Origin of the sequence: Streptomyces sp. NBC_01478, from assembly GCF_036227225.1 — a bacterium.
Lineage (GTDB): Bacteria > Actinomycetota > Actinomycetes > Streptomycetales > Streptomycetaceae > Streptomyces.
In genome coordinates this window covers 6,392,758-6,419,105 of sequence record NZ_CP109444.1, presented here as the reverse complement: position 1 = coordinate 6,419,105, position 26,348 = coordinate 6,392,758, and the positions used below count along the sequence as shown (strand labels likewise).

20 protein-coding genes are annotated in these 26,348 nt (G+C 71.8%); 7 read left to right on the top strand and 13 right to left on the bottom strand.

What is annotated here, in order from left to right; genetic code table 11:
• Positions 1-496 precede the first annotated feature (496 nt).
• Positions 497-916 (top strand): hypothetical protein, encoded by a 420-nt coding sequence (locus tag OG223_RS29125; protein WP_329254838.1) that lies wholly within the window; start codon positions 497-499, stop codon positions 914-916.
• Between the two features lie 65 nt (positions 917-981).
• Here OG223_RS29125 and OG223_RS29120 read toward each other — a convergent pair whose 3' ends face one another.
• Together OG223_RS29120 and OG223_RS29115 are read right to left on the bottom strand one after the other, a co-directional pair.
• Complete coding sequence (locus tag OG223_RS29120; RefSeq protein WP_329254835.1) at positions 982-1,734, bottom strand: hypothetical protein; 753 nt, start codon at positions 1,732-1,734, stop codon at positions 982-984.
• A 105-nt stretch (positions 1,735-1,839) separates the two neighbouring features.
• Positions 1,840-3,069, bottom strand: coding sequence for a glycosyltransferase family 4 protein (locus OG223_RS29115; protein WP_329254832.1), 1,230 nt, complete (start codon positions 3,067-3,069; stop codon positions 1,840-1,842).
• Positions 3,070-3,281: 212 nt separating this feature from the next.
• On the opposite strand from OG223_RS29115, the gene OG223_RS29110 reads away from it, so the two are divergent.
• A complete protein-coding gene (locus OG223_RS29110) occupies positions 3,282-6,050 on the top strand; it encodes a tetratricopeptide repeat protein (RefSeq protein ID WP_329254830.1) in 2,769 nt (922 codons plus the stop codon).
• Between the two features lie 53 nt (positions 6,051-6,103).
• On the opposite strand, the gene OG223_RS29105 is transcribed toward OG223_RS29110, so the two are convergent.
• On the bottom strand, positions 6,104-6,898 hold the full coding sequence (locus OG223_RS29105; RefSeq protein ID WP_329254826.1) for a DUF4232 domain-containing protein: 795 nt from the start codon (positions 6,896-6,898) through the stop codon (positions 6,104-6,106).
• A 203-nt stretch (positions 6,899-7,101) separates the two neighbouring features.
• On the opposite strand from OG223_RS29105, the gene OG223_RS29100 reads away from it, so the two are divergent.
• Both OG223_RS29100 and OG223_RS29095 read left to right on the top strand, forming a co-directional pair.
• A complete protein-coding gene (locus OG223_RS29100; RefSeq protein ID WP_329254824.1) occupies positions 7,102-8,445 on the top strand; it encodes a helix-turn-helix domain-containing protein in 1,344 nt (447 codons plus the stop codon).
• Between the two features lie 59 nt (positions 8,446-8,504).
• Positions 8,505-9,242: a GAF and ANTAR domain-containing protein gene (locus tag OG223_RS29095; protein ID WP_329254822.1), complete on the top strand. Its 738-nt coding sequence runs from the start codon at positions 8,505-8,507 to the stop codon at positions 9,240-9,242.
• A gap of 6 nt (positions 9,243-9,248) precedes the next feature.
• Here OG223_RS29095 and OG223_RS29090 read toward each other — a convergent pair whose 3' ends face one another.
• Positions 9,249-10,253, bottom strand: a complete 1,005-nt coding sequence (locus OG223_RS29090) for an acyl-CoA desaturase (RefSeq protein WP_329254819.1) — start codon at positions 10,251-10,253, stop codon at positions 9,249-9,251.
• 284 nt (positions 10,254-10,537) lie between these two features.
• Here OG223_RS29090 and OG223_RS29085 point away from each other — a divergent pair, with 284 nt between their 5' ends.
• Positions 10,538-10,915, top strand: coding sequence for a hypothetical protein (locus tag OG223_RS29085; RefSeq protein ID WP_329254816.1), 378 nt, complete (start codon positions 10,538-10,540; stop codon positions 10,913-10,915).
• Here OG223_RS29085 and OG223_RS29080 read toward each other — a convergent pair.
• The 3 genes from OG223_RS29080 to OG223_RS29070 all read right to left on the bottom strand — a co-directional run bounded on the left by OG223_RS29080 (position 10,906) and on the right by OG223_RS29070 (position 18,710).
• The gene (locus OG223_RS29080; RefSeq protein WP_329254813.1) at positions 10,906-15,720 is read right to left on the bottom strand and encodes a DNA repair ATPase; all 4,815 of its coding nucleotides are present in this window, start codon (positions 15,718-15,720) and stop codon (positions 10,906-10,908) included. The two genes, OG223_RS29085 and OG223_RS29080, sit on opposite strands and share 10 nt — an antisense overlap.
• Before the next feature lie 83 nt (positions 15,721-15,803).
• The gene (locus OG223_RS29075; RefSeq protein ID WP_329254809.1) at positions 15,804-17,984 is read right to left on the bottom strand and encodes a flotillin family protein; all 2,181 of its coding nucleotides are present in this window, start codon (positions 17,982-17,984) and stop codon (positions 15,804-15,806) included.
• A gap of 96 nt (positions 17,985-18,080) precedes the next feature.
• Positions 18,081-18,710, bottom strand: a complete 630-nt coding sequence (locus OG223_RS29070) for a hypothetical protein (RefSeq protein ID WP_329254806.1) — start codon at positions 18,708-18,710, stop codon at positions 18,081-18,083.
• Positions 18,711-18,952: 242 nt separating this feature from the next.
• Between OG223_RS29070 and OG223_RS29065 the strand changes: the two genes are divergently transcribed.
• Positions 18,953-20,011 carry a PucR family transcriptional regulator gene (locus tag OG223_RS29065; protein WP_329254803.1) on the top strand — a complete coding sequence of 353 codons (1,059 nt, stop codon included), beginning with the start codon at positions 18,953-18,955 and terminating at the stop codon, positions 20,009-20,011.
• 107 nt (positions 20,012-20,118) lie between these two features.
• On the opposite strand, the gene OG223_RS29060 is transcribed toward OG223_RS29065, so the two are convergent.
• The 6 genes from OG223_RS29060 to OG223_RS29035 form a co-directional block, all read right to left on the bottom strand.
• Positions 20,119-20,457: an SCO5918 family protein gene (locus OG223_RS29060; protein WP_329254801.1), complete on the bottom strand. Its 339-nt coding sequence runs from the start codon at positions 20,455-20,457 to the stop codon at positions 20,119-20,121.
• A 181-nt stretch (positions 20,458-20,638) separates the two neighbouring features.
• Positions 20,639-20,842, bottom strand: a complete 204-nt coding sequence (locus tag OG223_RS29055; RefSeq protein WP_019063123.1) for a cold-shock protein — start codon at positions 20,840-20,842, stop codon at positions 20,639-20,641.
• A 202-nt stretch (positions 20,843-21,044) separates the two neighbouring features.
• Positions 21,045-21,398 carry a MerR family transcriptional regulator gene (locus OG223_RS29050; protein WP_329254798.1) on the bottom strand — a complete coding sequence of 118 codons (354 nt, stop codon included), beginning with the start codon at positions 21,396-21,398 and terminating at the stop codon, positions 21,045-21,047.
• A gap of 136 nt (positions 21,399-21,534) precedes the next feature.
• Positions 21,535-22,212: a hypothetical protein gene (locus OG223_RS29045; protein ID WP_329254795.1), complete on the bottom strand. Its 678-nt coding sequence runs from the start codon at positions 22,210-22,212 to the stop codon at positions 21,535-21,537.
• A gap of 189 nt (positions 22,213-22,401) precedes the next feature.
• Entirely contained in the window at positions 22,402-23,187 is a 786-nt protein-coding gene (locus OG223_RS29040; RefSeq protein WP_329254792.1) for a TIGR03943 family putative permease subunit, read from the bottom strand.
• Complete coding sequence (locus tag OG223_RS29035) at positions 23,184-24,254, bottom strand: permease (protein ID WP_329254789.1); 1,071 nt, start codon at positions 24,252-24,254, stop codon at positions 23,184-23,186. Before OG223_RS29035 ends, OG223_RS29040 begins: the two co-directional genes overlap by 4 nt.
• A 180-nt stretch (positions 24,255-24,434) precedes the next feature.
• Between OG223_RS29035 and OG223_RS29030 the strand changes: the two genes are divergently transcribed.
• Complete coding sequence (locus tag OG223_RS29030; protein WP_329254786.1) at positions 24,435-26,336, top strand: NAD-binding protein; 1,902 nt, start codon at positions 24,435-24,437, stop codon at positions 26,334-26,336.
• Positions 26,337-26,348 lie beyond the last annotated feature (12 nt).

Below are 26,348 nucleotides of genomic sequence, written 5' to 3'. Positions count from 1 at the left end.
GATACCTCTGCGCCGCAGAGACGCCCGGCCCGTCCTACGGGAGCCGCGCGCCCGAGTAACGGTCACACCACGCTGCACGACCTGCGTGGAACCCCGTTGACCTGGCAACCCGCGCACCCCCCAAACCGAGTTCCAGCGCCAACCCCAACCCCTCGCCGTACCACCCCGCCCCAAACCCCACCCCACGTACGACACCACCCACGTACGACAACCCCACCCCCAAGCAACAGCCCCATCGCGCCACACCCGCCCCACAACCCCCGTGGTGCCAACTTGACTTGGCAACAGGCAACGATGGTCGCGGCGACCGCGCCGGTCATACGCTCGATGCGTCGCGAGGGGGCCGGGGCCAGTGGTGCCGGGGGCAGGAGGGAGGCGGGGGAGATCCCGTCTCCCTCCGCTGTGGCGGTGTGGCGGCTGTGTCCGCCGTTTCTCCTTCGCACTCACTCTCCTGCGGTGGGATGTCGAGAGCCGCACAAGGACCAGAGGTCGGTACATGGGAAGCAAGCAGACGCAGTTGACCACCACGCTCACGGTGAAGCAGTGCGCCGAGGTGTTCCGCATCGGTGCGGCGGGAGCACGCGGGGTGGGTTCGGTGCTCGGCGGGGCGGCGGCGAAACTGATGGGCAACGATGTGAGCGGGTACTTCACCCCGACCAACGACTCCCCGTTCTCCAGCCTGGACGACGACCAGCCGGACTTCACGGTGGGGGCGTACGTGCCCAAGTTCAGCGGGGGCGGTCAGGGCAACGGGACGGCCGTACACATGTATGTGTGGGACCGCGGAGCCACCCGTACCGTGGAGCTCTACTCACCCCACGGCATCGGCGGCGGCATGCACGCCCGCAAGCTGATCACCAAGGTCTCCGACGCGTTCACCGAGGCCGACCCGCGGGTCCGGGTCACAGCGGGCTGACACCCCGCACGGGCCACCAGGCAGGCACGGATGCGCCAGGCGGCACGGGTGCACCACGCACGGGTTCACCCGGTGGGCACGGCGAAGGCCTTGGTGGACACGTCGCGTTCCAGGCTCGCCCGCTGGAAGCCGTACGTGGCGATGGACGAGATCCGTACGACGACGCAGAACCGGTCGATCGAGGGGACGGCCCCGGCCAGCTCCCGGTGAGCGCGTTTGAGGAAGTGGATCGCGGCGTGGTTGGCCAACGAGCTCTGGCCGCAGACCAGCAGGACCGGGCGGGCCGACTCCGGAGGCGTGAACTTGGCGACGAGCGCGTACTCCTCGTTCCCCCGGTCCCAGAGGAAGCGGTCGTCTCCCACCACGATCGCGCTGGAGTCGGGGCCGGGGCCGAAGGGACGCCAGTCGACCCCGGGAAGGTGAGCCGCGAGATGGCCGCCGGTGCGGATGTTGGAGCCGCCCCAGGGGCCGCCGATGCAGAACTCGGTCCGGCTGTCGTTGCTCGCGTGGAAGTCGCCGCTCGACTCCACGGACACCTGGCAGCCGAACTCCCCTGCCAGCGTGGCCACTTCGATCATCGCCCGGACGTCCTTGTGGGCGGCGCTGCCGGGACGGTCGTACTTGTTGTTCATCACGATCAGGCACTCGCCACCCGGCCGCAGCCCGAAGAACGCCGCCTTCCGCCGCAGCGCGCGGGCGTGCTTGCCGCGTTGCCACAACCACACACCGGAGCCGCTGATGACACTGGTCACCAGCCCGACCGCGATGTTGACCACTACCGACAGAATCTCCGCCGCCTCCCCCCGTGCGTCGGCCACGCAGGGGTACATACCCGTGTTCGAGGGATTAGGCCCCTACGACCCGCACAATCCCTCCGACCTGCACGATCCCTCCGATCTCCACGACACGGTGCCGGCGGCGGCTCATCCGCGTCGCCCCTCCACGGCGCGGTCGACGGCCTCGGCCAGCGTGCGGGCGGTCGTACGCCAGTCGAGCCGGCCGGCCAGCCGCGCCCGTACGTCCTCGGCGTAGGCGAAGGCCTCGTCCATCTCGGAGGTCACCTTGGCGATCGCGTCGCTCCAGCGGCGTACGTCGGTCTCCTCGTCGTCGGACATCTCCACGATCATCGGCTCGGCGGCGCGCCCCAGTTCGGCGCGGAGCAGCTCGGCCGCGCCGCTGCTCCCGCTCACCAGCACCGGTGTGCCCGCCCCGATCGCCTCCAGGACCACCAGGCCGAAGCCCTCGACCCGGGAGGGCATCACACACAGCGCGGACCGGGCGAGGTCGCGCCGGAGTTCCGCCGGGTCGACGGTGTAGGGGCGGACGTCGACGCGCTCCCGGGCCAGCTTGGAGAGCTCCACCAGCGTCCCGTGCAGGTCGTCGCACTCGGCCTCGGCGGCGCCCCGGACCAGCAGGGTCAACGGCGGCCCGCCCAGGACCGGTACGCCGGCGACGGCGCGGGCCGCGAGGTCCAGCCCCTTGAGCCCGATGTCCTCGGTGCGCCCGAGCACCAGCACATTCCGCTTGGCGAGCGGGCGCCTCGGGTCGGGGCCGGACGGCGTGATGCCCGGATCGAGCTGGACGACGCCGCCGCACGTGGTGTCCCCCGCCGCGAGCAGATCGGCCGTGCAGCGCGCGATCCGCGGTCCTACGGCGGCGACGACATCGGCCGCCGCGCCGAGCCGGCGGATGATCCGCTCCCGCTCCTCTATCCGCGAGGTGGCCCGGCCCGAGTCCTTGTAGCGTTCGATCTCCGCGGGCACGGTGTGCGCGATGTACACCAGCAGGCCGGGGGCGTACCGGCGGGCGTAGGCCCACGCCTCGCAGCCGGTGAACCGGTCGTGGCCCACGATCACCTCGGCGCCGAAGTCCACGGCGGCCGACGCGGGCAGCATCAAGTTCGGGCCGGCCGGGGTCTGTTCGGCGGTCAGCAGGGTCACACCGCGGCGCCGCGCGTCCTCGTGCTCCTCGGCGGTGGCGCTCAGCACCAGGCACGCGACGCGGTGCCCGGTCTCCGCCAGCCCGGTCGCGGCGAGTCGGTTGAACGCGGGCACGCCGCCCCGGGTCGGCGACCACATCGGGCACAGCAGCAGATACGACCTCGGTGTGCGAGGTCCGTGCTCCTCGTGCTCGGTACGCGGTTGCGCTGTCATGCTCGTCGCCGTTCTCGCTGCCTGTCCGTACCCCGGGCCAGGGCGGCCCGGAGCTGGTTCGCGGTGCGAGCCCAGAGTGGGTTCCAGGAGGCCGTCGGCGGCCGAACGCCGGAACCGCCGCCGAAGAGACAGGCGTTCTCGCAGGTGAACGGAGTGCGCGGGCGCATCCCCCACTGGAATTCAGCAGCGGGGCCACCACAGGAGGCCAAGACGTGACCGATCAGCAGAAACAGGTACTGGGCCGGGAACTCGCCCGCCTGCGCGAGGAGGCCGGGCTCCGGCAGGGCGACCTGCAGAAGCCGACCGGCAGATCGGACGCCACGCTCTCCGCGATCGAGCGCGGCCGGTGGAAGCGCCCCGTGGACCGTTCCGTGGTGGAGAAGTACGTCAAGCACTGTCTGGGCGTCATGGACCTGTCCAAGGACGCCTCGGACCGGCGGAGCGCCTACGTGCTCGGCCTGTTCGACGCCCTGGAGGATCTCTCGGCGGCGACCGAGGCCGCGGTCCTGGTGCCGCCGGGCAACCAACTGCCCCGGGACACACCCCACTTCACCGGGCGGGAGCACGAACTCCAGTTGGTCCTCGACGGGGTGCGGGCCGCACGGGCCGGCGGCGGTGTGATCGCCGTGCACGCGGTGGACGGCAAGCCGGGCGTGGGGAAGTCGGCCTTCGTCAAGCACGTCGGCCGCAAGCTGAGCCGCAGGTTTCCCGACGGGCAGCTCTTCGTGAACCTGCACGCCCACTCGGGGGACGACCGGCCGGTACCGCCGGCAGAGGCCCTGGCGCAGTTGCTGTCCGCGATCGGGGTGTCGTCGCAGCAGGTGCCGAACGGCCTGGAGGAGCGCGCGAAGCTGTGGCGGAGCCTGCTGGCCGACCGCAAGGTGCTGCTGGTCCTGGACAACGCGCTGGACGACGCGCAGGTCCGCCCGCTGCTGCCGGGGTCGCCCTCGTCCCTGGTCCTGGTGACCAGCAGGCACCGGATGATCGGCCTGGACGCGGTGACGATCGCCCTCGACGTGCTCCCGCCGGAGGACGCGGCCCTCATGTTCCGCCGGACCGCCCAGCGTCCGCTGCCGCCGGGCAGCCCGGTGGCCGAACTGATGGAGCTGGCGGGTCGTCTGCCGCTGGCCATCGACATGCTCGGCGGGCGCATGAGAAACCGGAAGGCGCTCACCGTCGAGTATCTGGTGAACGAGATGCGCGAGACGGTGAACCGCTTATCGGTCCTGCGAGTCCGCAACGTCGAGGTGGCGGCCGCCTTCGAACTGTCGTACCGGGCACTGCCCCCGGACCGCCAGGACTTCTTCACCCTGGTGGGTCTGCACCCGGGCCCGGACCTGGACGCGTACGCGGGCGCCGCCGTCACGACGGGCACCGTGCGCGAGACCGGACGGCAACTGGAGGCGCTGTACGACGACAACCTGATGGACGAGCACGTCCTGGGCCGCTACGAACTCCACGACCTGATCGCCGAGTATCTGCGCGGACTGAACGAGGACCGCGACCCGGCCCTGCGGCAGGCCGCGGTGGACCGGCTGCTCGACTACTTCCAGGACGCCACCCGCAACGCCGACCGCCTCCTGCGGGACACGGCGGACCCGGCCGAACCCGTCCAACCGGCCCGCTACGACGGCGAGTTGCCGCCGGTCGCGGACCGCGGGACGGCGCTGGCCTGGCTCACGGCGGAGCGCGGCAACCTGCTCGCCTGTCTGCGCACCGCCTCGGACAGCCCGCCCCGGGTGGTCGCGCTGACCGCCGCCATGGCACGGCATCTGCGGCTGAGCGGGCCGTGGGACGTCGCCGCCCAACTGCACGAGGACGCGGTGACGGCGGCCCGGGCGGTGGAGGACCGGCCCGCCGAGGCCACCGCCCTGCTCGAACTCGGCACCGCCCACCGCAACCACGGCGACTTCGACTCCGCCGAGCGGATCACGACGGCCGCGCTCGACGCCCGCACCGCCTCGGGCGACCAACTCGGCTGGCCCGCAGCCCTGTTGGAGCTGGGCTCGATCCACTTCCTGACGGGCCGCAACGACACCGCCCGGGACCAGTTCCGGCAGGCGCTGGAGCTGAGCCGCACGGCGGGCGACCGGGCGGGCGTGGCGGACGCGATGATCGAACTCGGCACCCTGGCCTACTGGGTCGACGACTACCCCGAGGCCGAACGGCAGCTCACCGAGGCACTCGCCCTCCACGAGGAGCTGAACAGCACGCTGGGCCGGGTCACGGCACTGAAGAACCTCGGCAACACCTGGTACTTCATGGACCGTTACGACCAGGCCCAGGACGCCCTCGGCCAAGCCCGCGCGCTCTCCCGGGAGTTGGGCATCGCGCTCGTCGAGGCGCAGACGACGACCAAGCTCGGCAGTGTCCTGCGGCTGATGGGCCGGTACGAGGAATCCGTCGAACTCCTCGCCACGGCAAGGAAGTTGGCCGCCAGACTCGCCGACCGGGCGCTGGAGGCCGAACTGCTCATCGACTACGGCGCCGCGCTGCACCAGCTCGGAAAGAACGGCGAGGCAGCGGACGCCTTCGCCGCGTCGCTGGACCTGTACCGCGAGATCGGCGAGGAACTGGGGATGGCGTGCGCGCTGAAGGAGTTCGCCGATCTGCTGACGGACACCGGCCGCTCCACCGAGGCACGGCAGAAGCTGGGCGACGCAAGTGACCTGTACCGGAAGCTCGGTGACCGCCTGGGCCTCGCCGCGACCGAGAACTCGCTGGGGCGACTGGAGCTGTCCGTCGACAGGGCGGCGGAGTCCTCGGCCGCGCACGAGGTCGCCCTGGGCATCGCCCGCGAGCTGGGCAGTCCGCTGGAGGAGGCGGACGCGCTGCTCGGACTCGGCCGGGCCGCCGCGGCCGCGGGCGACCTCGCGACCGCCCGTGAGCGGGTGGGCGAGGCGCTGCGCATCCAGCGGGACATCGGCGCGGCCGGCGCGACCACTACGGCCACGCTCCTGGCCGAACTGACCTCTGCCTAGAGGTAGTTACACAGCTCGGGCCCGATCCTCACCGAGGATCGGGCCCCTGCCGCTCAGTAGGTCAGCGCGTCCTGCACATCCGACAGCCAGTACGTGACCCGCAGCGAGTCGTCGACGTACACACCCTTCGCCGGCAGCGAAGGCGTGGCCGCCGGGCTGATGCTGTTGTTGTTGCGGTCGAAGAAGTAGACCGAAAGCAACTTCACCGTACGGCCGTTGGTGCCGCTGCCGTCGTCCCCGCCGGCGAGGGCCACACCGGCGTAGCCCGACTGGCCCGGGGTGAGGGTGGTCACCGCCTGGGGCTGGGACTCCTTGATCACCGGCGGTACGGACTGGGCGTCGCCGAAGTTGACGGCCGGGTAGTAGTAGAGGTCGCAGTTCTTGGAGCCGGTGTTGGTGACGGTGAGCAGCATGTGGTTGATGGGGCGGCTGACGGTCTGCGCGGTCACCTTGGTGTTGGCGCCACTGCACGGGACGCTGCTCGCGGAAGCGTCCGAGCCGGAGCCGGAGCCGCTGCCCGAGCCGGAGCCCGAGCCGCCACTCGCCTTGCCGCCGCCCGTCGAGGAGCCCCCCGACGTGGACCCCGTGGACCCCGTGGACCCCGTGGACCCCGTGGAACCGGTGGACCCGGTCGACCCGTTGGACCCGGTCGATCCGGTCGTCTGCCCCGCCCCACCGGTCTTCGCCCCGGACGTTCCCGCCGGCGCCACCGTGGACGAGTTCGGGCTCGCCGCGCCCTCGTCCTGTACTCCCAGCTTGTCGTTGCAGGCGGTGAGCGAGAGCGCGGCGAGTGCGACGGTGGCGGCGGCGAAGAGGCGGGTGCGGGGACGAGCGGTGAACGCGGACATGGTGGTGATCCCTTTCGGAAAGGTGGGAAGGAGCGGCCAGCCCGGCCGGTCGGCGGGCGGCGTGCTTTGATGACCGCAGCTTGTGTCGCTTTCCGTCCCACCCGCTACGACAGCCGGGATCTACGGGAACCTGGAACGTTCGCACCGGCTCTTACCTGGGGGAACAGTGACTCCCTGGAACGCGGGACTGGGATGGGGGCAGGGTGGCAACGCCTGAGGAGACGGCCGATTTCGCGGCGCTGATACGGGAGTTCAAGGACCGTTCGGGGCTGAGTTACGGCGTCCTCGCGAAGCGGCTGCACATGAGTACGTCGACGCTGCACCGCTACTGCAACGGCGATGCCGTACCCACGGAGTACGCCCCCGTGGAGCGGTTCGCCCGCCTCTGCAAGGCGACCCCGGAGGAACTCGTCGAGGCCCACCGCCGATGGATCCTGGCCGACGGGGCACGCCAGCGCGAGCGGAAGGCCACCGCCGCGACAGCCACAGCATCAGCAACACTGGCGGCACCGACAGCACCGGCAAACGGGACGGACCAGGCCCCCACCCTCGAAGCAACCCCGCCCGAGGCGACCCCACCCACGCCGCCCCCACCCGACACAACCCAACCCCCCGCCCCGGACCCCGCCCCCCGCAACCGCCGCCGCATCACCCTCCTCACAGCCGCCGCCGTAGCCGTAGTCCTCGCCGCCACCGCGCTCGTCCCCCGTCTGCTGTCCGGCGACGGCGGCGGCGACCGCAAGCAGGAGGCCGGTTCCGTGACCTCCACCGGGCAGAGCACCCGTTCCGCGTCCGCCTCGCCGACGTCGAAGGCGACCTCGACCTCGACGGCATCGCCCTCCTCGTCCTCCTCCCCCTCCGGCAGCGCGAGCCCTTCCGGGTCCGCCACGGCGAAGAACGGGACGTCGGGGAGCGCGAAGGCCGCCGGGGAGGACACGGCCGTTCCGCTGACGGTGACCTCCCGGCCGTATGCCTGGGAGAGTCCGTGCAGTCAGACCTACCTGGTCGACGAGGACGCGGCCAAGGTGCCGCCGCCGCCCACCGAGCAGGACGCCCCTAGCTGGGTGAGCGCGCTGGGGGCGGTCTCCGCCGGCAGCCAGTTCCTCGAACTCACCGTGCAGGGCACCGGCAAGGACACCGTGGTGCTCGAGACCCTGAACGTGCGGGTGGTCGAGAGCGGTGCGCCCCTGGCCTGGAACGCGTACGCCATGGGGTACGTGGGGGTCGGCTGCGGCGGCGGGGTCCCCACGCACTCCTTCGACGTCGGGCTGGACGCGACCCGTCCGGTGGCCACGCCGAAGTCGGGGCAGACGGGACTGCCGTACAAGGTGAGCGAGAGCGATCCCGAGGTCCTGTACATCACGGCCGCCGCCGCGTCCCACGACGTGCGCTGGTACCTGGAGCTGGGGTGGACCAGCGGCACCCGGCACGGCGTGCTGCGCATCGACGACCAGGGGAAGCCGTTCCGCACCAGCGGGATGAGCGGACGCCCGGGCTACGGCTACTCGCTGGACGACAGCGAATGGGTACCGCACCAGGCCGACTGAGGCGACCATGGATACGACCACGGACGGACGGGAAAGGGCGCCGGAAAGGGGTGATCGCTATGGCCCGCGAACGACGTCTGGCCGAGATCTTCGTGGAGGTCGCGGACTCCCTGGTCGAGGACTTCGACGTCATCGACCTGCTGCACCGGCTCTCCGCGCGCTGTGTCGAGCTGCTCGACGTGTCGGCGGCCGGAATTCTCCTGGTGGACGCGTTCGGCGAACTGCAGGTCATCGCCGCCTCGGACGAGCACACCCGTCTGCTGGAACTCTTCGCGCTCCAGCACGACCAGGGTCCGTGCGTCGAGTGCTACCGCACCGGCGCCGCCCGCACCGACATCGACCTGACCGGCGAGGCGGCGACCACCGCCTGGCCACGCTTCGCGGCACAGGCTCGCGCCACCGGGTACGTCAGCACGCATGCCGTCCCGCTCCGGCTGCGCAACCGCGTCGTCGGCGCGCTCAACCTCTTCCAGACCACCCCGCACCTCCTCGGCGACGACGACATCGCGCTCGCCCAGGCACTCGCCGACGTGGCCACCATCGCGATCCTCCAGCAGCGCACCCTGGAGCAGTCGCACGTCGAGAACAGCCAGTTGGAGAACGCGCTGACCAGCCGCATCCTGATCGAGCAGGTCAAGGGTGTGCTGGCGGAGCGCTGGAACACGTCCGTCGACGACGCCTTCGCCGCGTTCCGGTCCTACGCCCGCTCCCGTCAGCTACGGCTGTCGGACCTCGCCGCGCGGATCATCGGGGGCGACTTCGACACCGCCGCCATCCCGGCACCGCAGCGGTCGTAGCGCAGGTCACGCGCGGCGGGCGGCGACCCGGTCCGGGGTCGGCCAGCGCACGTCGTGGACCCAGCCGGCGCGCTCCATGAGGCGGATGACGGCGGCCGACGGGTCGATCTGGCCGCGGTCGACGCCGTGCCGGGCGCTGGTGGGATCGGCGTGGTGGAGGTTGTGCCAGCTCTCGCCGAAGGAGAGCAGGGCCAGCGGCCACAGGTTGGTGGCACGGTCGTGGCGCCGGGTGCGGAAGGGGCGCTCACCGATCATGTGGCACAGCGAGTTGACGCTCCAGGTGACGTGGTGGAGCAGCGCGATGCGCACAAGTCCCGCCCACAGCAGGCCTGTCAGGCCGTACAGCCAACTGCCGCCGATCGCCCAGCCGAGCCCGAACGGCAGCGCGAGCGTGAGCAGGCACAGCCACGGGAAGGCGCGGGAGACGGCCCGGATGTCGGGGTCGGCGAGGAGGTCGGGGGCGTAACGCTCGGGCGGTGTCTGCTCGTTGCGGAACAGCCAGCCGACGTGGGCGTCCACGAGCCCGTGCAACTGGCCCCGCAGATGGGTGCCGTAGCGGTACGGCGAGTGCGGGTCGCCGGGCCGGTCGGTGAAGGCGTGGTGGCGGCGGTGGGTGGCGACCCAGCCGATGACATCGCCCTGGAAGCTCATCGACCCGGCCACCGCGAGCGCGACGCGCACGGGGCGGATCGCCTGGTACGAGCCGTGGGTGAGCCCGCGGTGGAAGCCGACCGTGACGCCGAGACCCGTGAGCGTGTAGAAGACGACCGCGAGCACGATGTCGACGGGGTGGACGAGCCGCCCCCACAGCAGCCAGCCGGCCAGACCGAGTCCCAGGAACGGCAGCACGACGATCGCCGCCGTGACGCTCACGTAGATCCGCGCCGCGCTGTCGCGGACGGGCGGCGGCCCGTCGTCCGGCGGGAAGGGGGAGCTGCCGTCGTAGACCGGGGGCGGCGGGTCGGTGCCCGCCGGGACGCCCGTCGTGGACGGGGTGGAAAGGGTCGACATGGCGGGACTCCTCGGCCGTCGCTGCGAATGGCGCGGCCGGGGTCACGGGCTGCCCCTGGGGAGGGAAACACGAGGACAGGACGCCGGACCGGACACCGGTATGTCGAGAGCCCTCGGTTACTTCACCGTACTCCCGCCCACGCCGAAACGGGGCGGCCCGGACCGCACGGCCGTCGCGTTGACATGAACCGTCGCCGCACGTTGACTGGCAGCACGGCGCAGGGCAGTGGCCGGTGGACGGACGATCCCAAAAACGCCTTCGGGCGGAACGGAAACGACACCCGATGATGTACGACCAGACACGCGCCCAACAACCCGCGGGCCAGAACCGGGTCCCCTCCGAACGCCGCACCCCGGGCCCGGAGCCGCTGCTCCCGTCGAGCGAGCGGGACAAGATCCTCCAGCGGCTGCGCCACGCCCTCAACACCTTCGCCGACACCCCGCGCGACGCCCTCAAGGAGGCGGAGAGCGCCTACGACGAGGCGACGGCCCAGCTCGTGAGCGCGCTCGCCGCCCGCCGCGACCTCCTGCGCGCCGCCTGGGCGGAGCAGGACTCCGAGTCCCCGTCCGAGTCCCCGGCCCCGTCCGAATCCGACTCCGAGGAGTTCCGGAACGCGCTGCGGCAGTACCGAGAGATCACCCAGCGGCTGCTTCAGTTGTAGCCGACCGCCCGGGTGATCGCCGCCTCCACCGCTCCGACCCGCTCGGCCAGTACCCCGAGAGCCGCCACCGCACGGCGCAACGGGTCGTCCTCCGCCATGCCCCGCTCCCGCACGTACGCCGCCTTCAACTCCGCCCACCGCACGGCCTGTTCGGCGGTCAGCGTGCCCCGCAGCTCCCCCAGTTTCAGCAGGTTCGCCTCGGCGCCCGCGCCCAGTGTCTGCGCCTCGGCGGTGTAGTGGTCGTCCAACACCGCTGACAGTTCGGGGGAGTTCATCACCGGATCGATGCGCTGGGCGATGCGGTTCATGCTGCGGTACGACCCCTGGAGCCGGAACGGCGGTTCCGTGCGGGCCGCGTCCGCCGTCGCCGCCGACGCCATGTACGCGGAGTTGACCGCGAGCACGGTGTCCCTGGCGGTGACGAGATGCCGCAACACCCCTACGATCCGGGCCAGTTCGGCGGGATCGCAGGCGTAGGACAGCCGGTCCGCGCGAGCCGTCGCGTCTCCTTGTGCGAGACGGATCAGCAGGTCCAGGTCGTCCCGGTCGCGGCCGGCGAGCGGGGCGAGCACCGGGTTGGAGGTCAGCGCGTTCTCCAGGAAACTCAGCGCGAACACCGCCTCCTTGCCGGTCAGCACGTCGCCGAGGTTCCAGACGTCGGCACGGTTCGCCAGCATGTCGGGCACCCGGAAACGCCCGCCCGACTCGGTGTAGGGGTTACCGGTCATGCAGACGGCGAACCGTTTCCCCCGTAGGTCGTATGTACGCGGTACGCCCTCCCACACACCCTCCACCCGCCGCGTGGCATCGCACAACGGGATGAATTTCTGGAGGAGTTCGGGCGAGGTGTGCTGGATGTCGTCGAGGTGGAGCAGCACGTTGGTGCCCGCCGCGAGCGCGAAGTTGACCTTCTCCACCTCCTGGCGGGCGGTCGCGTTCGGTGCCTCGGCCGGGTCGAGGGAGGTGACACCGTGCCCGAGGGCAGGCCCGCTGACCTTGACCAGCACCAGCCCGAGCCGGTCGGCGACGTACTCCATGAGGGTCGTCTTGCCGTACCCCGGCGGCGAGATCAGCAGCAGCAGACCGCCGCCCGCGCCGGTGCGCCGCCCCTCCCCCGTCGTACCGATCTGCCGCGCCAGGTTGTCGCCGATCAGGGGGAGATACACCTCGTCGACCAACCGCCCCCGGACAAAGGACGACAGCACGCGCGGCCGGTACTCGTCGAGGCGCAGCCGGGTCCGTTCCGCCGCCACCAAGGCCGTACGGCGACGCTGGTACGCGCGGTGACCGGGCACGTCCACCGCCCTGAACTCCCGTGTCCGGGCCAGGAGTTCATCAATCCGCACCGACAGCGAGCCCGCCTCGATCCGCGGGTGGGTGCCCAGCAGTCCCGTGACTGTCTCCGTCAGCCGGGCGTCCGACTCGTGGCGCGGTACGTCCGGGCAGAGTTCGGCCGCCACCGCCTCGGCGAGGTCCCCCGGGTCGGCCTCCGTGCCGGACGCCGTCGTGTACGCCGTCAGCCACGCCTCGACCAGTTGGCGCCGCGCGACCGGGTCCTCGACGGCTCGCACATCGTCGTCGTAGGCCGAACTCCCCACCGTGCGACGGAACTTGTCGAGCCGGGTGCGGGCGGCTGCGCTGATCACGAACCCCTCGGGCCCGGTGGTCAGTTCGTCGAAGAGGTACGCGGCGGCCGGATCCCCCGTCCGCCGCGCCAGCTCCGCCAGGAAGTCGGCGACGGCCGGGGTCGGTCCGAAGGTGTCGCGGACCCGCGCGAGCGACCGCGCCCGGCGCGTCCAGCTCGCGCGCTCCTCCGCACTCGCGCCGTGCGTCCAGAACAGCAACGCCCGTGCCCGGGCGGCCGGTTCGTGCCGCAGCAGCCCCGCGCCCTCGTACCGGCGGAGCAGCGCGCGGAGGATCGCGGTCGCGTCGTGGTCGTGCACGCCGCGTTCATAACCTTCGTCGTACGACTCCTGCGCCGCGCGGCGGACCAGGGCGGCGAGGTCGGGCTCCTGGGCGAGGGCCTGGGCGCCGAGTTCGTCGAGGAGGCGGGCGGCGAGGTGTTCCGCGCGGTAGACCAGCGGCGACTCGGAGGGCAGCGGGCGGTCCCAGAACGCGCGGGTGGCCGCGAACTCCGGGTCGGCGACCGGGGATCGGTAGTCCGTGCCGGTGAGGGCGAAGGCGAGGCCGTCGCCGGAGGGGACGAGGGTGAGGTCGAGGGGCTCGGTGTTCACGGCGAAGCGGTGCCGGCCCAGGCGCAGGGTCCGGCCGCCGTCCGTGTAGAGGTCGGTGCGGTCGCGCAGGGCACGGACCGCCTCCTCGCGGGCCTCCGCGAGCCGGCCGGTCAGCTCCTCCGCCCTCATCCGGTCGCCCAGGTCGCGGAGTCGGCCGACCGTCCGGCGGATCTTCGTCACCATCGGGTCGGAGGCGAAGTACGTACTGACCGCGTCGGCGTCGGCGAGCGTGGCCGCCCGCCGCTCCACCGTCTCCAGGACCCGCACCCCCGAGGCCGCCAACTGCTCCGCCCTGCGGGCGCGTTCGTCGGCCAGGGTCTGTTTGCGGGCGGAGAAGACCTCGTAGATCTCGGCGCGTTTGTCGGCCAGTTCGGCGAGGAAGTCGTCGAAGTCCGTGAAGCGGGCCTCCAGGTTCTCCAACTGGACCAGCAGCCGCGCGAGTCGGGTGTCACAGGCCTCGGGTGTCGCCGCGTCCGCGAGGGCACCCGTCACCGACTGGCCGAGCAGCGCGAACTCGGCCGCGAACTCCGCCCGGCCCTCCCGGTCCTGGAGTTCCCGGCGGCGGGCGTCCAGCGTGGCGCGGGCCCGGTTGACGCCGCCCAGCACCTCGGCGATCCGCTCCAGGATCGACGTACGGACCGTGGCGTCACCGATGTCCAGCCCGGCGATCACCTCGGTCACCGTCCGCAGCCCGTCGGTCAGTTCGTCGAGCCGGGCGGCCACCGGCGCCGATTCGGCGACCGTGGCCGACTGCCCCGCCCGTGCGACCAGTTCGCCGATGACCTCGTGGTGCCCGGCGAACGCGTCCGCGCGCGCCAGGAACGCCACCGCCCGCTGCCCGAACGCCCCGAGCTCCGTCTCCGCCCCGGCCACCGCCTCGTCGATCCGCGCGAGATCCGCGTACCGCAGCTCCTTCAGCGTCAGCAAGTGTCCCTGCGCACGCCGGAGTTCGGTCAGCCCCGTGACCCATCCCGCCGCGTCCCGGGGCGCCTCGCCCCGCAGCCGCCGGACGAGCCCGGTGAGCCGGTCCGTGGCCTCGGCGAGGGCGTCCGCCGCCCGGCGGGTCAGGGTCCGGACCGTCTCGAACTCGGCCAGAACTTGTTCCGCCGTGCCCCGGACGTCCTCCAACGGGCCGCCCAGCGCGCCGAGTTCGGCGTCCCCGAGCCAGTGGTACGAGTCCGCCGCCCGCACACACGCGGCGACCAGCGCCTCGTACACCTCCGCCGTGGGCTCCGTCCCCGCGACGGCGCCCGCGAGGGAGAGACAGTCGGAGATCCCGCGCACGAGATCGGCGTTGCCCACCCGGAACAGCGGTCCGGAGCCGACGAGTCGAGCGGCGGCATACGTGTCGGAGACGAACGGAGTACGCCAGATCCGCACCGGATGAACGCGCCCGGCCTCCCCCTCGCCGGCCCCGCCCAGCACCATCAGCACACCGTCGTCGAAGAGCGCCCAGCCCTGACCGGACAGCGGGTTGGCGACCTCCTTGCGGATCAGGTTGTACGGCAGCAGGAGGCCGCGCCCCGGCACCCGCGCCCGGTAGGCGAACAGCACGTCCTCACCGTTGGGCGAGCGCACCACCCGCTCCAACTCCAGCCCGGCGGTGTCCACTTCGAAGGTCTTCCACACGCCGGTGGCCAGGCAGTACCCGCCCGGGAACACGATCCCCTGCTCCTCGGGCAGCTTCCGGCACGACAGCCCGATCCCGTCGAGCCGTACGACACCCTTGGTCAGGGTGTTGAAGACCAGATACCGGTGGGCCTCCTCCTTGTAGGGCCGCACCCGCAGCAGCACCAGCGCGCCCACCCGCGCGTACGCGATCTCGGCGTCGGCCGGCGACTGGAGCGGCTCGTCCACGGGCTCGGAGTAAATCCCCTCCCCCGTCTCGGTGTTGTCCTCCACCTTGACGGTGAGCGCGCCGCCGACCGTGTCGACGTACAGCCCGTCCTGGATCCGCACATGCGGGTGCCGGCCGGGCACCTGGTCCTCGCGGCTCGTCTCCGTCCACTCGACGTCGTGCGACGGCGGGAAGACATGGTCGCGCTCGCCGTGCGCGTCCAGGAAGGCCGCCGACCGGCCGTCGTCCGCGAGCACCCAGCGCAGCACCCGGATGTCGTCGGCCTTCTCACCGGTGCGGAAGACGGCCAGCAACTTGCCGTCCACAGAACGGAGTCGAAGCAGCCGCGCCTGCCGGTAGTACCGGTGCAGGGCGCCGAACTCCCGCACAAAGTCCGGGTCGTCGAGGAGTCCGGGTACGGCGTCCTCGGGCAGCCTGCGCAGGTCGTGGCGGTCGTGCAGGGCGAGGACGTCGGCCACCGTCGCCTCCCGGGTGCCCCCGAGGGCGACCTGGCGGCCGAAGAGCAGGGCGTCTCCTACGGCGACGAGGTCGCGCGGCACGGCCGGGTGCTCGGTGTCGAGGCGTGCGGTGCCGGTGAGTTCAAGCCGGGTCGAGCCGAACTCCTCGGTGCGGCGGGCGTTGAGCGCCTCCGCGCGGCGGGCGAGTTCGGCGGCCTGTGCGGCGAGGCGGTCGCGCAGGACCTCGTAGGTGCCGGTGTCCAGGCCGGTGGTCATGGTCCCTCTCAAGCTCTCGGGGTGGGTACGGCTGGGTCCGGAACTGCCGTCCCCTGTGCGGCAGTTCCGGACCGTCGGTGGGGTCAGGCCTTCGCCGGGTGGCCGTTGAGCGCGGCCAGCGGAGTGTCCGCCAGGCCCAACTCGCCTGCCCTGTCCAGCAGTTGCCGTACCTGACCGGCGTTCGCCGAGTCCGCTGACATGAGCTTCATCAGCAGCGCGGACACGGTGAGGTTCTGCACGTCGGCCGTGGAGACCTGGCCGAGGACGCGGGCGAGGTCGTCGGCGATGTTCGACGTGCCGTCGAGCCACGGACGCGCCAGCACCTGGGCCGTCTCGGAGTTCTGGACGAAGCCGTCGACGCTCCGGCCGAACGAGACCGCCGAGACGAGCCGGTCGAAGAAGACCGAGTCACCGCCGACGATGTCGATGTCGGCGTTCTCCAGACCGGTCGCGAGCACCGTGGCCTGCGCCTCGGCGACCTGCCGCTGCACATCGAGCCCGGCCAGCCGGATCTCCTTCTCGGCCTGGAGCCGCAGCCGGTACTCCTCGTGGCCGCGCGAGGCGTCGTCGAGGGCGGCCATCGCGGCGGCCTTCTCGGTGAGGCCCGCCGCCTCGGCCTTGAGCTTCTCGCCGATGCCGGTGGCCTCCGCGAGCGCGTTCGCGCGTAGGCCCTCGGCCTGCGCGAGCGCGTTCGCGCGTAGGCCCTCGGCCTGCGCGAGCGCGTTCGCCTGCGCGCCCTCGGCCTCCGCGAGCGCCTTGGCCCGGGTGCCCTCGGCCTCCGCCCGCAGCCGGGCCTCGGTGCCTTCCGCCTCCGCGCGCAGCCGCGCCCCCGTGGCCTCGGCCTCCGCGCGGCCGGCCTTCACAGTGACCTCGGCCTCCTTGTCACGGACCTGGACCTCGGCGAGTCCGGCCGCGGCGGCCTCGGCCTGGATGCCCTCGGCGAGCCGCAGCTTGGCCCGGGCGTCGAGGTCGGCGGACTTCAACCGGGCGTCGGCGAGGGTGAGTTGCTCACCGGCGCGGTGCTTGGCTGCGGCCTCCGCGGCCTCGGCCCCCTTGATGTCCTTGACCAGTTTCTCCTGCGCCTCGGCCTCGGCGGCGATGATCACCGCCTGCCGGGTGCGCTCGGCCTCCTCCACCACCCGCAGCTTCTTGATGGCCTCCTCCTGCTCGGCCACCGTACGGTCCACGGCGATCCGCTCCCGGACCACGTCCGCGACCTCGCGCCGCTCCGCCTCGACCTCCTTGTCGCGGGCGATCCCCGACAGGCTCGTCTCCCGTTCCCTGGCGATGACCTCAAGGAGCCGGTCCTTCTCGATGCGCTCGTTCTCGACGGCGATGACCCGCTCGCGGTTCTTCTGCGCGACGGCGATCTCGCGGGCCTGGTTCTCGCGCTGGACGCCGAGTTGCTCCTCGGTACGCAGGAACGCGGCCTGCGCGCCCAGCCGTTCCTCCTCCTGCACCTTCGCGGTGGCGGCCTCCTCGCGCGCCCGCAGGACCTCCACCTCACGGCGCTGCTTGATCTCCGCCTCGGCCTGCCGGCGCTCCAGCTCCAGGATGGTCTCCCGGGCGTCGACGTTCTGCCGGGTGATCTCCTTCTGCTCGGTGCGCTGGAACTCGTTGGTGCGCACGTGCTCGATGGTCGTCAGCTCGGTGATCTTGCGGATGCCCTGCGCGTCCAGGATGTTCTGGTTGTCGAGCTGGGTCATCGGTGTCTGTTCGAGGAAGTCGATGGCCGCGTCGTCGAGGTGGTAGCCGTTGAGGTCGGTGCCGATGACCTGGATGATCCGGTCCCGGAACTCCTCGCGCTTGGTGTACAGATCGACGAAGTCGAGCTGCTTGCCGACGGTCTTGAGCGCCTCGGAGAACTTCGCGGCGAAGAAGTCCTGGATCGCCACCGGGTCGCTCGCGGTCTGGGTGCCGATGGCCTGCGCGACCTTGATGACGTCCTCGACGGTCTTGTTGACCCGCACGAAGAAGCTGATGTGGATGTCGGCGCGGATGTTGTCCTGGCAGATCAGGCCCTCACGCCCGGTGCGCCGGATCTCGATGGTCTTCACCGAGATGTCCATGAACTCGGCCTTGTGCAGCACCGGCAGGACGACCGCGCCGGTGAAGGTGACGTCGACCTTCTTCGTCTTGGAGACGATCAGCGCCCGCCCCTGCTCCACCTTCCGGAACAGCCGTCCGACCATGAGCAGCAGAGTGAGCGCGATGAGCAGGAGAACGGCGACGAACACACCGATACCGACGGTGATGGCGTTCATGACATGGGTCCTCAAGGGATGAGAAGGGTGATCGACGAGCGGGCAGGAATCAGCGAGGGAAGACCAACGAGCGGGCGGGCGGCCTGAGTCGGCGGTCTATCCCGTCGTGCCCGGGCCGGTCCGGGGGTCCAGCGCGCTGTCGTAGGGCGCGACCCAGAAGAACTCGCCGGTCTCGTCGTAGGCGTAGAGCAGTCCGGTGCTGCCACTCGCGAGGGCGTCGTTGCCCGGTTGCCGGACCTGGACCACCGCGGCGGAGCCGTCCGCCGCCCTGACCTCGGCCTGTCCGAACCCCGCGTCCACCCGGCCGGTGCGGATGACGCAGGTCAGCCCGACGAAGTCCAGCCGGGACGGCCCGTGTCCGTCGGGGAACAGGCGGTGCAGGGGCCGTACGAGCAGCTTGGTCGTCCACCAGGAGACGTACACCGTGCCGATCAGCACGGCCACCCCGACCAGGACACCGACGGGGCCCGCGGGGACGAACAGCACGCTCGCGCAGAAGCTGATCAGCCAGCCGACCGCGACGAACAGCGAGAAGGCGAGCGTCACCGGGACCCCGCCGAGTCCCCAACCGCCGTTGTGCGAGCGGGTGTTGAGGTGCAGATGGGCGTGTCCGTGCGCGTCGGCCGCGCCGAGCGCGACCAGCAGCCAGTACAGGACGACCACGACGAGCGCCGCGGTGAAGACGATGGCGGGAAACCCGACGGCGGCCGTGACGAACGCCCCCATGACCCCGGCCCCCCGTTCCCTCACTCGCCCGACAGCCCACGGGGATGCGCGGTTCGCGGAACCGGTGCGGGACACCTGCCGGTGTCCGGCACCGGAACCTTCCGCGGTGCTCCCCTGGCGCCATGGTGCACGCGGGGTGCGCGCCCGCGCATTGCCGGAACCCGGCAGTGTTCATTAGGGTCTTGATGCCGGTGGCGCGCTAAGAAAGCGTCAACGGGGCGTCAAGAAGACAGGGGGCGGAGTTGCCGGAGCGCGGCAGACCTGAGCAGTACCTGGCGGGGTTCGCGCGGCTCCTGGCGGAGTGCGCCGACACCGGACGCCGGCTGACCCGGGCCGAGTTGGAGACCCGCCGCGCCCTGGGCGAGCAGGCGGCCGAGGCCGGTCACGAACTGCGCGCCCTGGTCAGCGCCCATCTCACCGCCACCCGCACCGCCTGGCCGCAGACCCCCGGTTCCGCCGACCGCACCCTCGCCGCGGTGCAGCAGGCCGTCGACGCCTTCGCCGAGGGCTACGAACGCGCGCAGCGACTCGCCGTACGCCAGGAGGAGGCGGCGCGGCGGGAGTTCATCGACGACCTCCTCTACGGCCGCGGGGGCGTTGGCCGCCTCGCGGAACGCGCCGAGCGCTTCGGCCTGCGCCTCTCCCACACGCACGCCGTCGCCGTGGTCCAGGGCCCGACGCCGTACGACGAGAGCGCGCCGGTGCCGCGGCAGGTGGAGCGGGCGATGATCAGCCGGTTCGGTGACCGCAACATCCTGCTCACCACGAAGGCCGGCCGGATGCTGTGTGTCGCGCCCGGCGACCAGGACGACGTGCTGGCCCACTTCGCCAAGCAGGCGTACGCGGCGGCGGACGGCACCCGCGCGGCGATCGGCCGCCCGCAACCGGGCGCGGGCGGGATCGTCCAGTCGTACGAAGAGGCCCTGAACACCCTCGAACTGGCCGAGCGGCTCAGCCTGGAGGGACCGCTGCTGCGCGCCGCCGATCTGCTGGTCTATCCGGTGCTCACACGCGACCGGCAGGCGATGGCGGATCTGGTCCTCGACGCGCTGGGCCCGCTGACGAAGGCGCGCGGCGGTCCGCGTCCGCTGCTGGACACGCTCTCGACGTACTTCGACTGCGGTTGTGTGGCCGCGGAGTCCGCCCGCCGGCTCTCGCTGAGCGTGCGCGCGCTGACCTACCGGCTGGAACGCATCCACCAGCTCACCGGCGCGGATCCGACGGACCCGGGCCAGCGGTACACGCTGCAGACGGCGGTCATCGGCGCCCGCCTGCTGGACTGGCCCGACAAGGAGCTGTGACGGCGGTTCCCGTCGGGTCGGCCGGGACGCAAAGAGCGACCTCGCGCCCGGATGGTTCGATGGCGGCGTGGTCGCTCGGGGTGTGCGGGGACGTACGGGCGGTGGCGTCAGCCCAGGGTGGTACCGATGTACGAGGTCGACTCGGGGCCGGAGTCCACGGTGGTGTCCTCGGCGGGAGCCGGTGCGGCCGCGGGCGTGGCGGGCGCGGGCGGCGTCTCGTGGCAGGTGAAGCCGAGCCGGGTCAAGGCCCTGGTCACCTCGAAGGCGGTGAAGTCACGGCGGTCCTGCTTGGTGATCACCTCGCCGACCTGCTTCACCGGGTACACCTTGCGACTGATGACGGCGCAGGGACCGGTGACGGGCTGCTCCGGGCGGATGCCCTTGAGCATCGCCTCCACCTCGCTCTTCGTCAGATCGAAGGGATAACGGGCGATCACGCAGCGCATGGTGCCTCACCAAGGGGTTCGAGCGGGAGGAGAGGGGAGGATTTCTCCTCGGGGAAAGCCGGGGAGACCGAAGAACGGCCATGGAACGGCGGGTACCGGCCGGGGAACGGCAGGTAAATGAGCGGATACGAAAAGGGACCCGCACCCAAGGTGCGGGCCCCTGTTTCGCAGCTTCGCGTGCTTAGGCGGGAACGATGTTCTCCGCCTGCGGGCCCTTCTGGCCCTGCGTGATGTCGAAGGTCACCTTCTGACCTTCCTGCAGCTCGCGGAAGCCCTGGGTGGCGATGTTCGAGTAGTGGGCGAAGACGTCAGCGCCGCCGCCGTCCTGCTCGATGAAGCCGAAGCCCTTTTCCGCGTTGAACCACTTCACGGTACCGGTGGCCATGTCTTAACTCCTAGGCAGTGCACGAGATCCGCACTTTACGAATCTCCTCCATCGCCGTGATGATCACCTGCCCGGAGAACCGGTTCAAAATTGGCAACCACAACTGCAACTGAAGTCAGCCTAGCACGGAACCCATTTCCGCGACGGTGGAATTGGGTTCGAAAAGCCTCGCCCAAAACAGTGAATTTCTGTTTCCCCGACATCAGATTTTCTCACCATGGGACGAGCCGTGCAGCTCCCCGCCGTCCCGCAGCTCCGCGTTGACACGCAGGGCCTCGTCCAGCCGGTCCTCCAGGCTGATGATGCGGCAGGCGGCCTCGATGGGGGTCCCCTGGTCGACCAGCTCACGGGCGCGGGAGGCCGTACGGAGCTGACGGCGCGAGTAGCGGCGGTGACCGCCGTCCGACCGCGTCGGGGTGATCAGCCCGGCCTCGCCCAGTGACCGGAGGAAACCGGGGGTGGAGGAGATCAGCTCGGCGGCCCGGCCCATGGTGTAGGCGGGGTAGTCGTCGTCGTCGAGCCGGTCGGCCGCGGGCTGCTGGCTTTCTGCGGGCATGTACACCTTCCTGCGGACCACCGGGGCGGGGACTGCCTGCCTCGGTGGAGCGGGTTCCCCCGTACCCGGAACTCTAGTCGCACCCGGGGAATCTCTGTCGCGGCGAGCACAGATGTCCTGACGCCGGTTGACGCGGTCAGCGGCCCAGCACCAGCATCCGGCAGGCGCCGGGAAGCCGTGGATCAAGACCGTCCGGGCCCGTCGCGACGTCCTCCCAGCCCCAGGCCCGGTAGGCCGTCAGGGTCTCGGTGTCGGTTCCGGGCACCAGGGCGACGCCCAGGGCCGGCGCGTGATCGTCGAGCAGCCGGCGCTGGAGGCGCCGGGCGAGATTCCAGTCCCGGTCCTGGTAGTGGGTGCGCACGCGGGGCGGGACGACGATCCCGGAGACCGCGAAGAACCCGCCGGTGACCGCGAGCCCGCGCAGCAGCCGGGGCAGCCGGGTCTCGTGGCCCTGCCACCAGGGATCGGCGGCGCGCACCGGGAAGCCGTAGGCGCAGGCCGTCAGGGTCGTGTTCTCGGCGATCAGCAGGGCGAACCCGGGCCGCCGGACGTCACCCGCGAGGCGCCGCAGGAACGCGGTGCGGGAACGGCTGCCCGTGCGGGCCCCACCGCAGGTCTCCTCGTACAGCACGCCCAGGTCCTCGAAGCGGTCCTCGATCTGGCGCCGGCTGAGCGGGCGGACGCGGTCGCCCTCCCAGGGTGAGGGGCCGCGCTCGCGACGGGACGACCACGTCTGCTCCCCGCGCGTCCCGTCGGCGCCGCCGTGCGTGACGAAGGCCGCGGTCACCGGCCGACCGGGCATGTTCACGGTCATGGGCTGAGCCCTGCCCCGGGCGCGGACACGTCCGCCCCGGTGTCGTGGTTCGCCGAGGACGGCACCGGTGTGATCCGGCGCGCGAGAAACCCTCGGTCCTTTCACGGTACGCCCGCGGGGGTGGCGGGGGCGGGCGGCGATGCGGGCCCCCGCCCGGCACCGGGTCCCTTACCGGGTCCGGCTCTCGCCCTACTGGTTCCAGCTCTCGTCGTACGGGTCCTTCGGGGTCGGGACCGGTTTGGCGAGGGAGACCTGGAAGTAGGGGATCGGGCCGTTGTTGATCGGGTCCTTGGTCTGCTTGGGGCTGTAGGTGCCGGTGACCTCCAGCCAGGTGTCGGGCTGGAGGACCGGCGGGATCTTGCCGGTCAGCGCGATCTTGACCGGCTGGGCGTCCGCCGCACAGCAGTTGAGGGCCATGCGGACGAGGTAGGGGGAGCCGGACTTGTCCAGGGCTATGAAGCCGGTGACCTTGAGCTGCCGGGTGCCGAGGGAGTGGCCGTGGTCGTAGACCGCGCGGCTCGCGTAGTCGACCAGGCCGATGGTGAGCGGGTCGCTGTCGGGGAGCTTGGAGAGGCCGTAGGGCTTCATGAGGGCCGTGCCCGTGCGGACCGCGCTGTAGGAGCCGAGGGCCGGCGGGGCGACCAGGATCAGGGCGAAGAGGGGGAGGACCAGGAGCCAGGAGATACGGGGTTCGCGGTGTACGTGAACGCCGTGGCCGCCGTGGCCCGCGTCCGCCGTATCCGCCGTCTCCGGGTGAGCCGCTGCGTGGGTCTCCGCGTGGGCCTTCTCCGCCCGTGCCCGGCGCCACTCGTACCAGGCCGTCGCCAGTGCCGCGACGATCAGTACCGCGCCGGAGAGCAGCAGGAGCGGCTGGAGTCCGGCCTTGACGTAGCGCAGGTAGAGGTTGGTGAAGCCCGCGTGCAGGAGGGCCGCGCCGACCAGGAACAGGACCGCCGCCTGTGCCTGCCGGTTCACAGGAGCACCGCCCCGGTGACGACCGCGCCCGCGATGGCGAGGACGAAGGTGGCGGGCGCGAAGCGCAGGGCGAACCCGCGCCCGAACGTCCCGGCCTGCATGGCGAACAGTTTCAGGTCGATCATCGGGCCCACCACCAGGAACGCGAGTTTCGCCGTGAGGGAGAACTGGGTGAGCGACGCGGCCACGAACGCGTCCGCCTCCGAGCAGATCGACAGCAGGACGGCCAGGATCGAGAGGGCGAGGATCGCGACCACCGGGTTGTCGGCCGCCGTCCGCAGCCAGCTCGCCGGCGCGACCGCCTTGAGCGTCGCCGCGGACATCGCGCCGAGCACCAGGAACCCGCCCGCCTGCATCACGTCGTGCCGCACCGAGCCCCAGAACGCGGCCCCCTTGGTCTCCCCCTCGTGCGGTTCGTGCGCGGGCAGGCGCAGCCAGTCGGTGCGGCCGATGCGCTGCCACAGCCAGCCCATCACACAGGCCACCAGCAGGCTGCCGGCGAACCGGGCGAGCACCATCTCCGGGTTGCGCGGGAACGCCACCGCCGTCGCCGTCAGCACGATCGGGTTGATCGCCGGGGCGGAGAGCAGGAACGCGATCGCCGCCGCCGGGGTGACGCCCCGGCGCACCAGCGCTCCGGCCACCGGCACGGACGCGCACTCGCAGCCGGGCAGGATCGCGCCCGCCATCCCGGCCACCGGTACGGCCAGCACAGGGTTGTTGGGCAGCGCGCGGGTGAACCACGTGGCCGGTACGAACACCGCGATCGCCGCCGACAGCAGCACGCCCAGCACCAGGAAGGGCAGGGCCTGCACGACCACAGCCACGAACACCGTCATCCAGCTCTGCATCACCGGCGCGGACAGCGCCTGCCGCACCGGCCCCTGCGCCAGCACCGCCAGGAGCAGCACCATGGTGAGCACGAGCGGCGAGCTGAGCTGCCAGCCGTCCTTCGCGGGCGCGCTCTCCTTCGAGGGCGCGAGCGGCTGTGGGGGCGCGTCCGGCGTCGCCGGGGGTTCCTGGGGTACCTCCGCGGTCGGCGCGGCTGGTTCGGTGGTGATGGCCACGGGTGAGGTACCTCCGGCAAGCGCATGGTTTCGCGAGTTTTGCTCCCTCACTCTGCATACGGCAGTCGGGGCAAGGGTGTTCAGCCCAATACTGGAACCACCCACCTCCTTGGGGCAGTCTTTCCCCTCGTGGCGAGCAGCGTTCCGAATCAGAGTCCTCCGGGCGGTGCCCGTGCGCACATGGTGGTGTGCGGCGACGACGCGCTCGCGCACCGGCTCGCCGTCGAACTGCGCAGTGTCTACGGCGAACAGATCACCCTCGTCGTCCCGCTCTCCGAGGCCACCGCCCGCCAACCCGTCGTCGGCCGCGCGCGTGCCGCCTCGGTGGCCCTGCGCGACCGGGTCAACGCGGCGGTGGCCCGAGCGAACGGCAACGGCAACGGCGTCCCCGCCGCCCCCGAACCCCCGCGCGGGGAGCGGGTGTTGGAGGTCGCCGAGCTGACCGAGGCCGTGTTCGCCGAGGCCGGCGTGGAGCGGGCGACCGCGCTGGCCCTCGTCTACGACGACGACGAGACCAACATCCGCGCCGCCCTCACCGCCCGCCGCCTCAACCCCCGTATCCGGCTGGTGCTGCGCCTCTACAACCGCCGGCTCGGCCAGCACATCGAGGAACTCCTCGACCAGGCGGCCGCGTTGGCGACCGGTGACGGGACGAGTGGCGGGCCCGGTACCGGGTTCGACGCCTCCACCACCGTCCTCTCCGACGCCGACACGGCCGCGCCCGCGCTGGCCGCCACCGCGCTCGCCGGAACCAGCAAGGTCGTCCAGACCGACGGGCTGCTGCTGCGCGCGGTGGAACGGCCGCCGCCGGGGCCCGGTCAGGTCGCCGACCCGGGGCTGGCCACGCTGGCCCTGCTGTCGGCGACCAACAGCGACCCGGCCGGCGCGGACGGCTCCGAGGGCATGGGCGAACAGGGTCCGCGGCTGCTGCCCGACGCGGCGGCCATCGCCTCGGCCACCGGGCGCGGCACCATCGTCCTGGAGCAAGTTTCGTACGCCGGGCCGCAGTTGCCGGGCGGACGCGGCGGCGGTGTCGTGCCCGCCTTCTCGTCCCTCTTCTCTCGGCGGCTGCGGTGGTCGCTCGCGGGCATGATGGCGTGCGTGGTCGCGCTGGCGATCTCGTTGTGGCTGGTGACCGGTATCCATCCCGTGCGGGCCTTCTATCTGACGCTGCTCGATCTCTTCGCGATCGACGACCCCGCGATCGGGGCGCCGCTCGGCCGGCAGATCCTTCAACTCCTCTCCGGTCTCGTCGGGTTGCTGATGCTTCCGGTGCTGCTGGCCGCGGTGCTCGAAGCCCTCGGCACGTTCCGTACGGCGTCCGCGTTGCGCAAGCCGCCGCGTGGGCTCGGTGGTCATGTGGTGCTGCTCGGGCTCGGCAAGATCGGCACCCGGGTGCTGACCCGGCTGCGCGAACTCAACATCCCCGTGGTGTGCGTCGAGGCCGACCCCGAGGCCCGCGGCCTCGCGGTCGCACGCCGGCTGCGGGTCCCGGTGATCCTGGGTGACGTCACCCAGGAGGGCGTCCTGGAAGCCGCCAAGATCCACCGCTCCCACGCCCTCCTCGCGGTCACCAGCTCCGACACCACGAACCTCGAAGCGGTGCTGTACGCGCGATCCGTGCGGCCGGATCTCCGGGTCGTACTCCGGCTCTACGACGACGACTTCGCGACCGCCGTGTACCGGACGTTGCGCGCCGCCCACCCCGGTGCGCTCACCCGGAGCCGGAGCGTGTCCCATCTGGCCGCGCCCGCGTTCGCCGGGGCGATGATGGGGCGGCAGATCCTGGGGGCGATCCCGGTCGAGCGGCGGGTGCTGCTGTTCGCGGCGATGACCGTGGGCGGGCATCCCCAGTTGGACGGGAAGACGATCGCCGAGGCGTTCCGCGCCGGGTCGTGGCGGGTGTTGGCGCTGGACACGGCGACGCGGGACGCCTCCGAGGACGTACGGCGGTCGGGGTTGGTGTGGGACCTTCCCGACACGTATGTCCTGCGGAGCTCGGACAGGGTTGTGCTTGCTGCTACTCGGCGGGGGCTGGCGGAGTTGCTGGGGCGGCGACCCCGGGATCGGGCCGGGATGTGACGGAACCCTGTG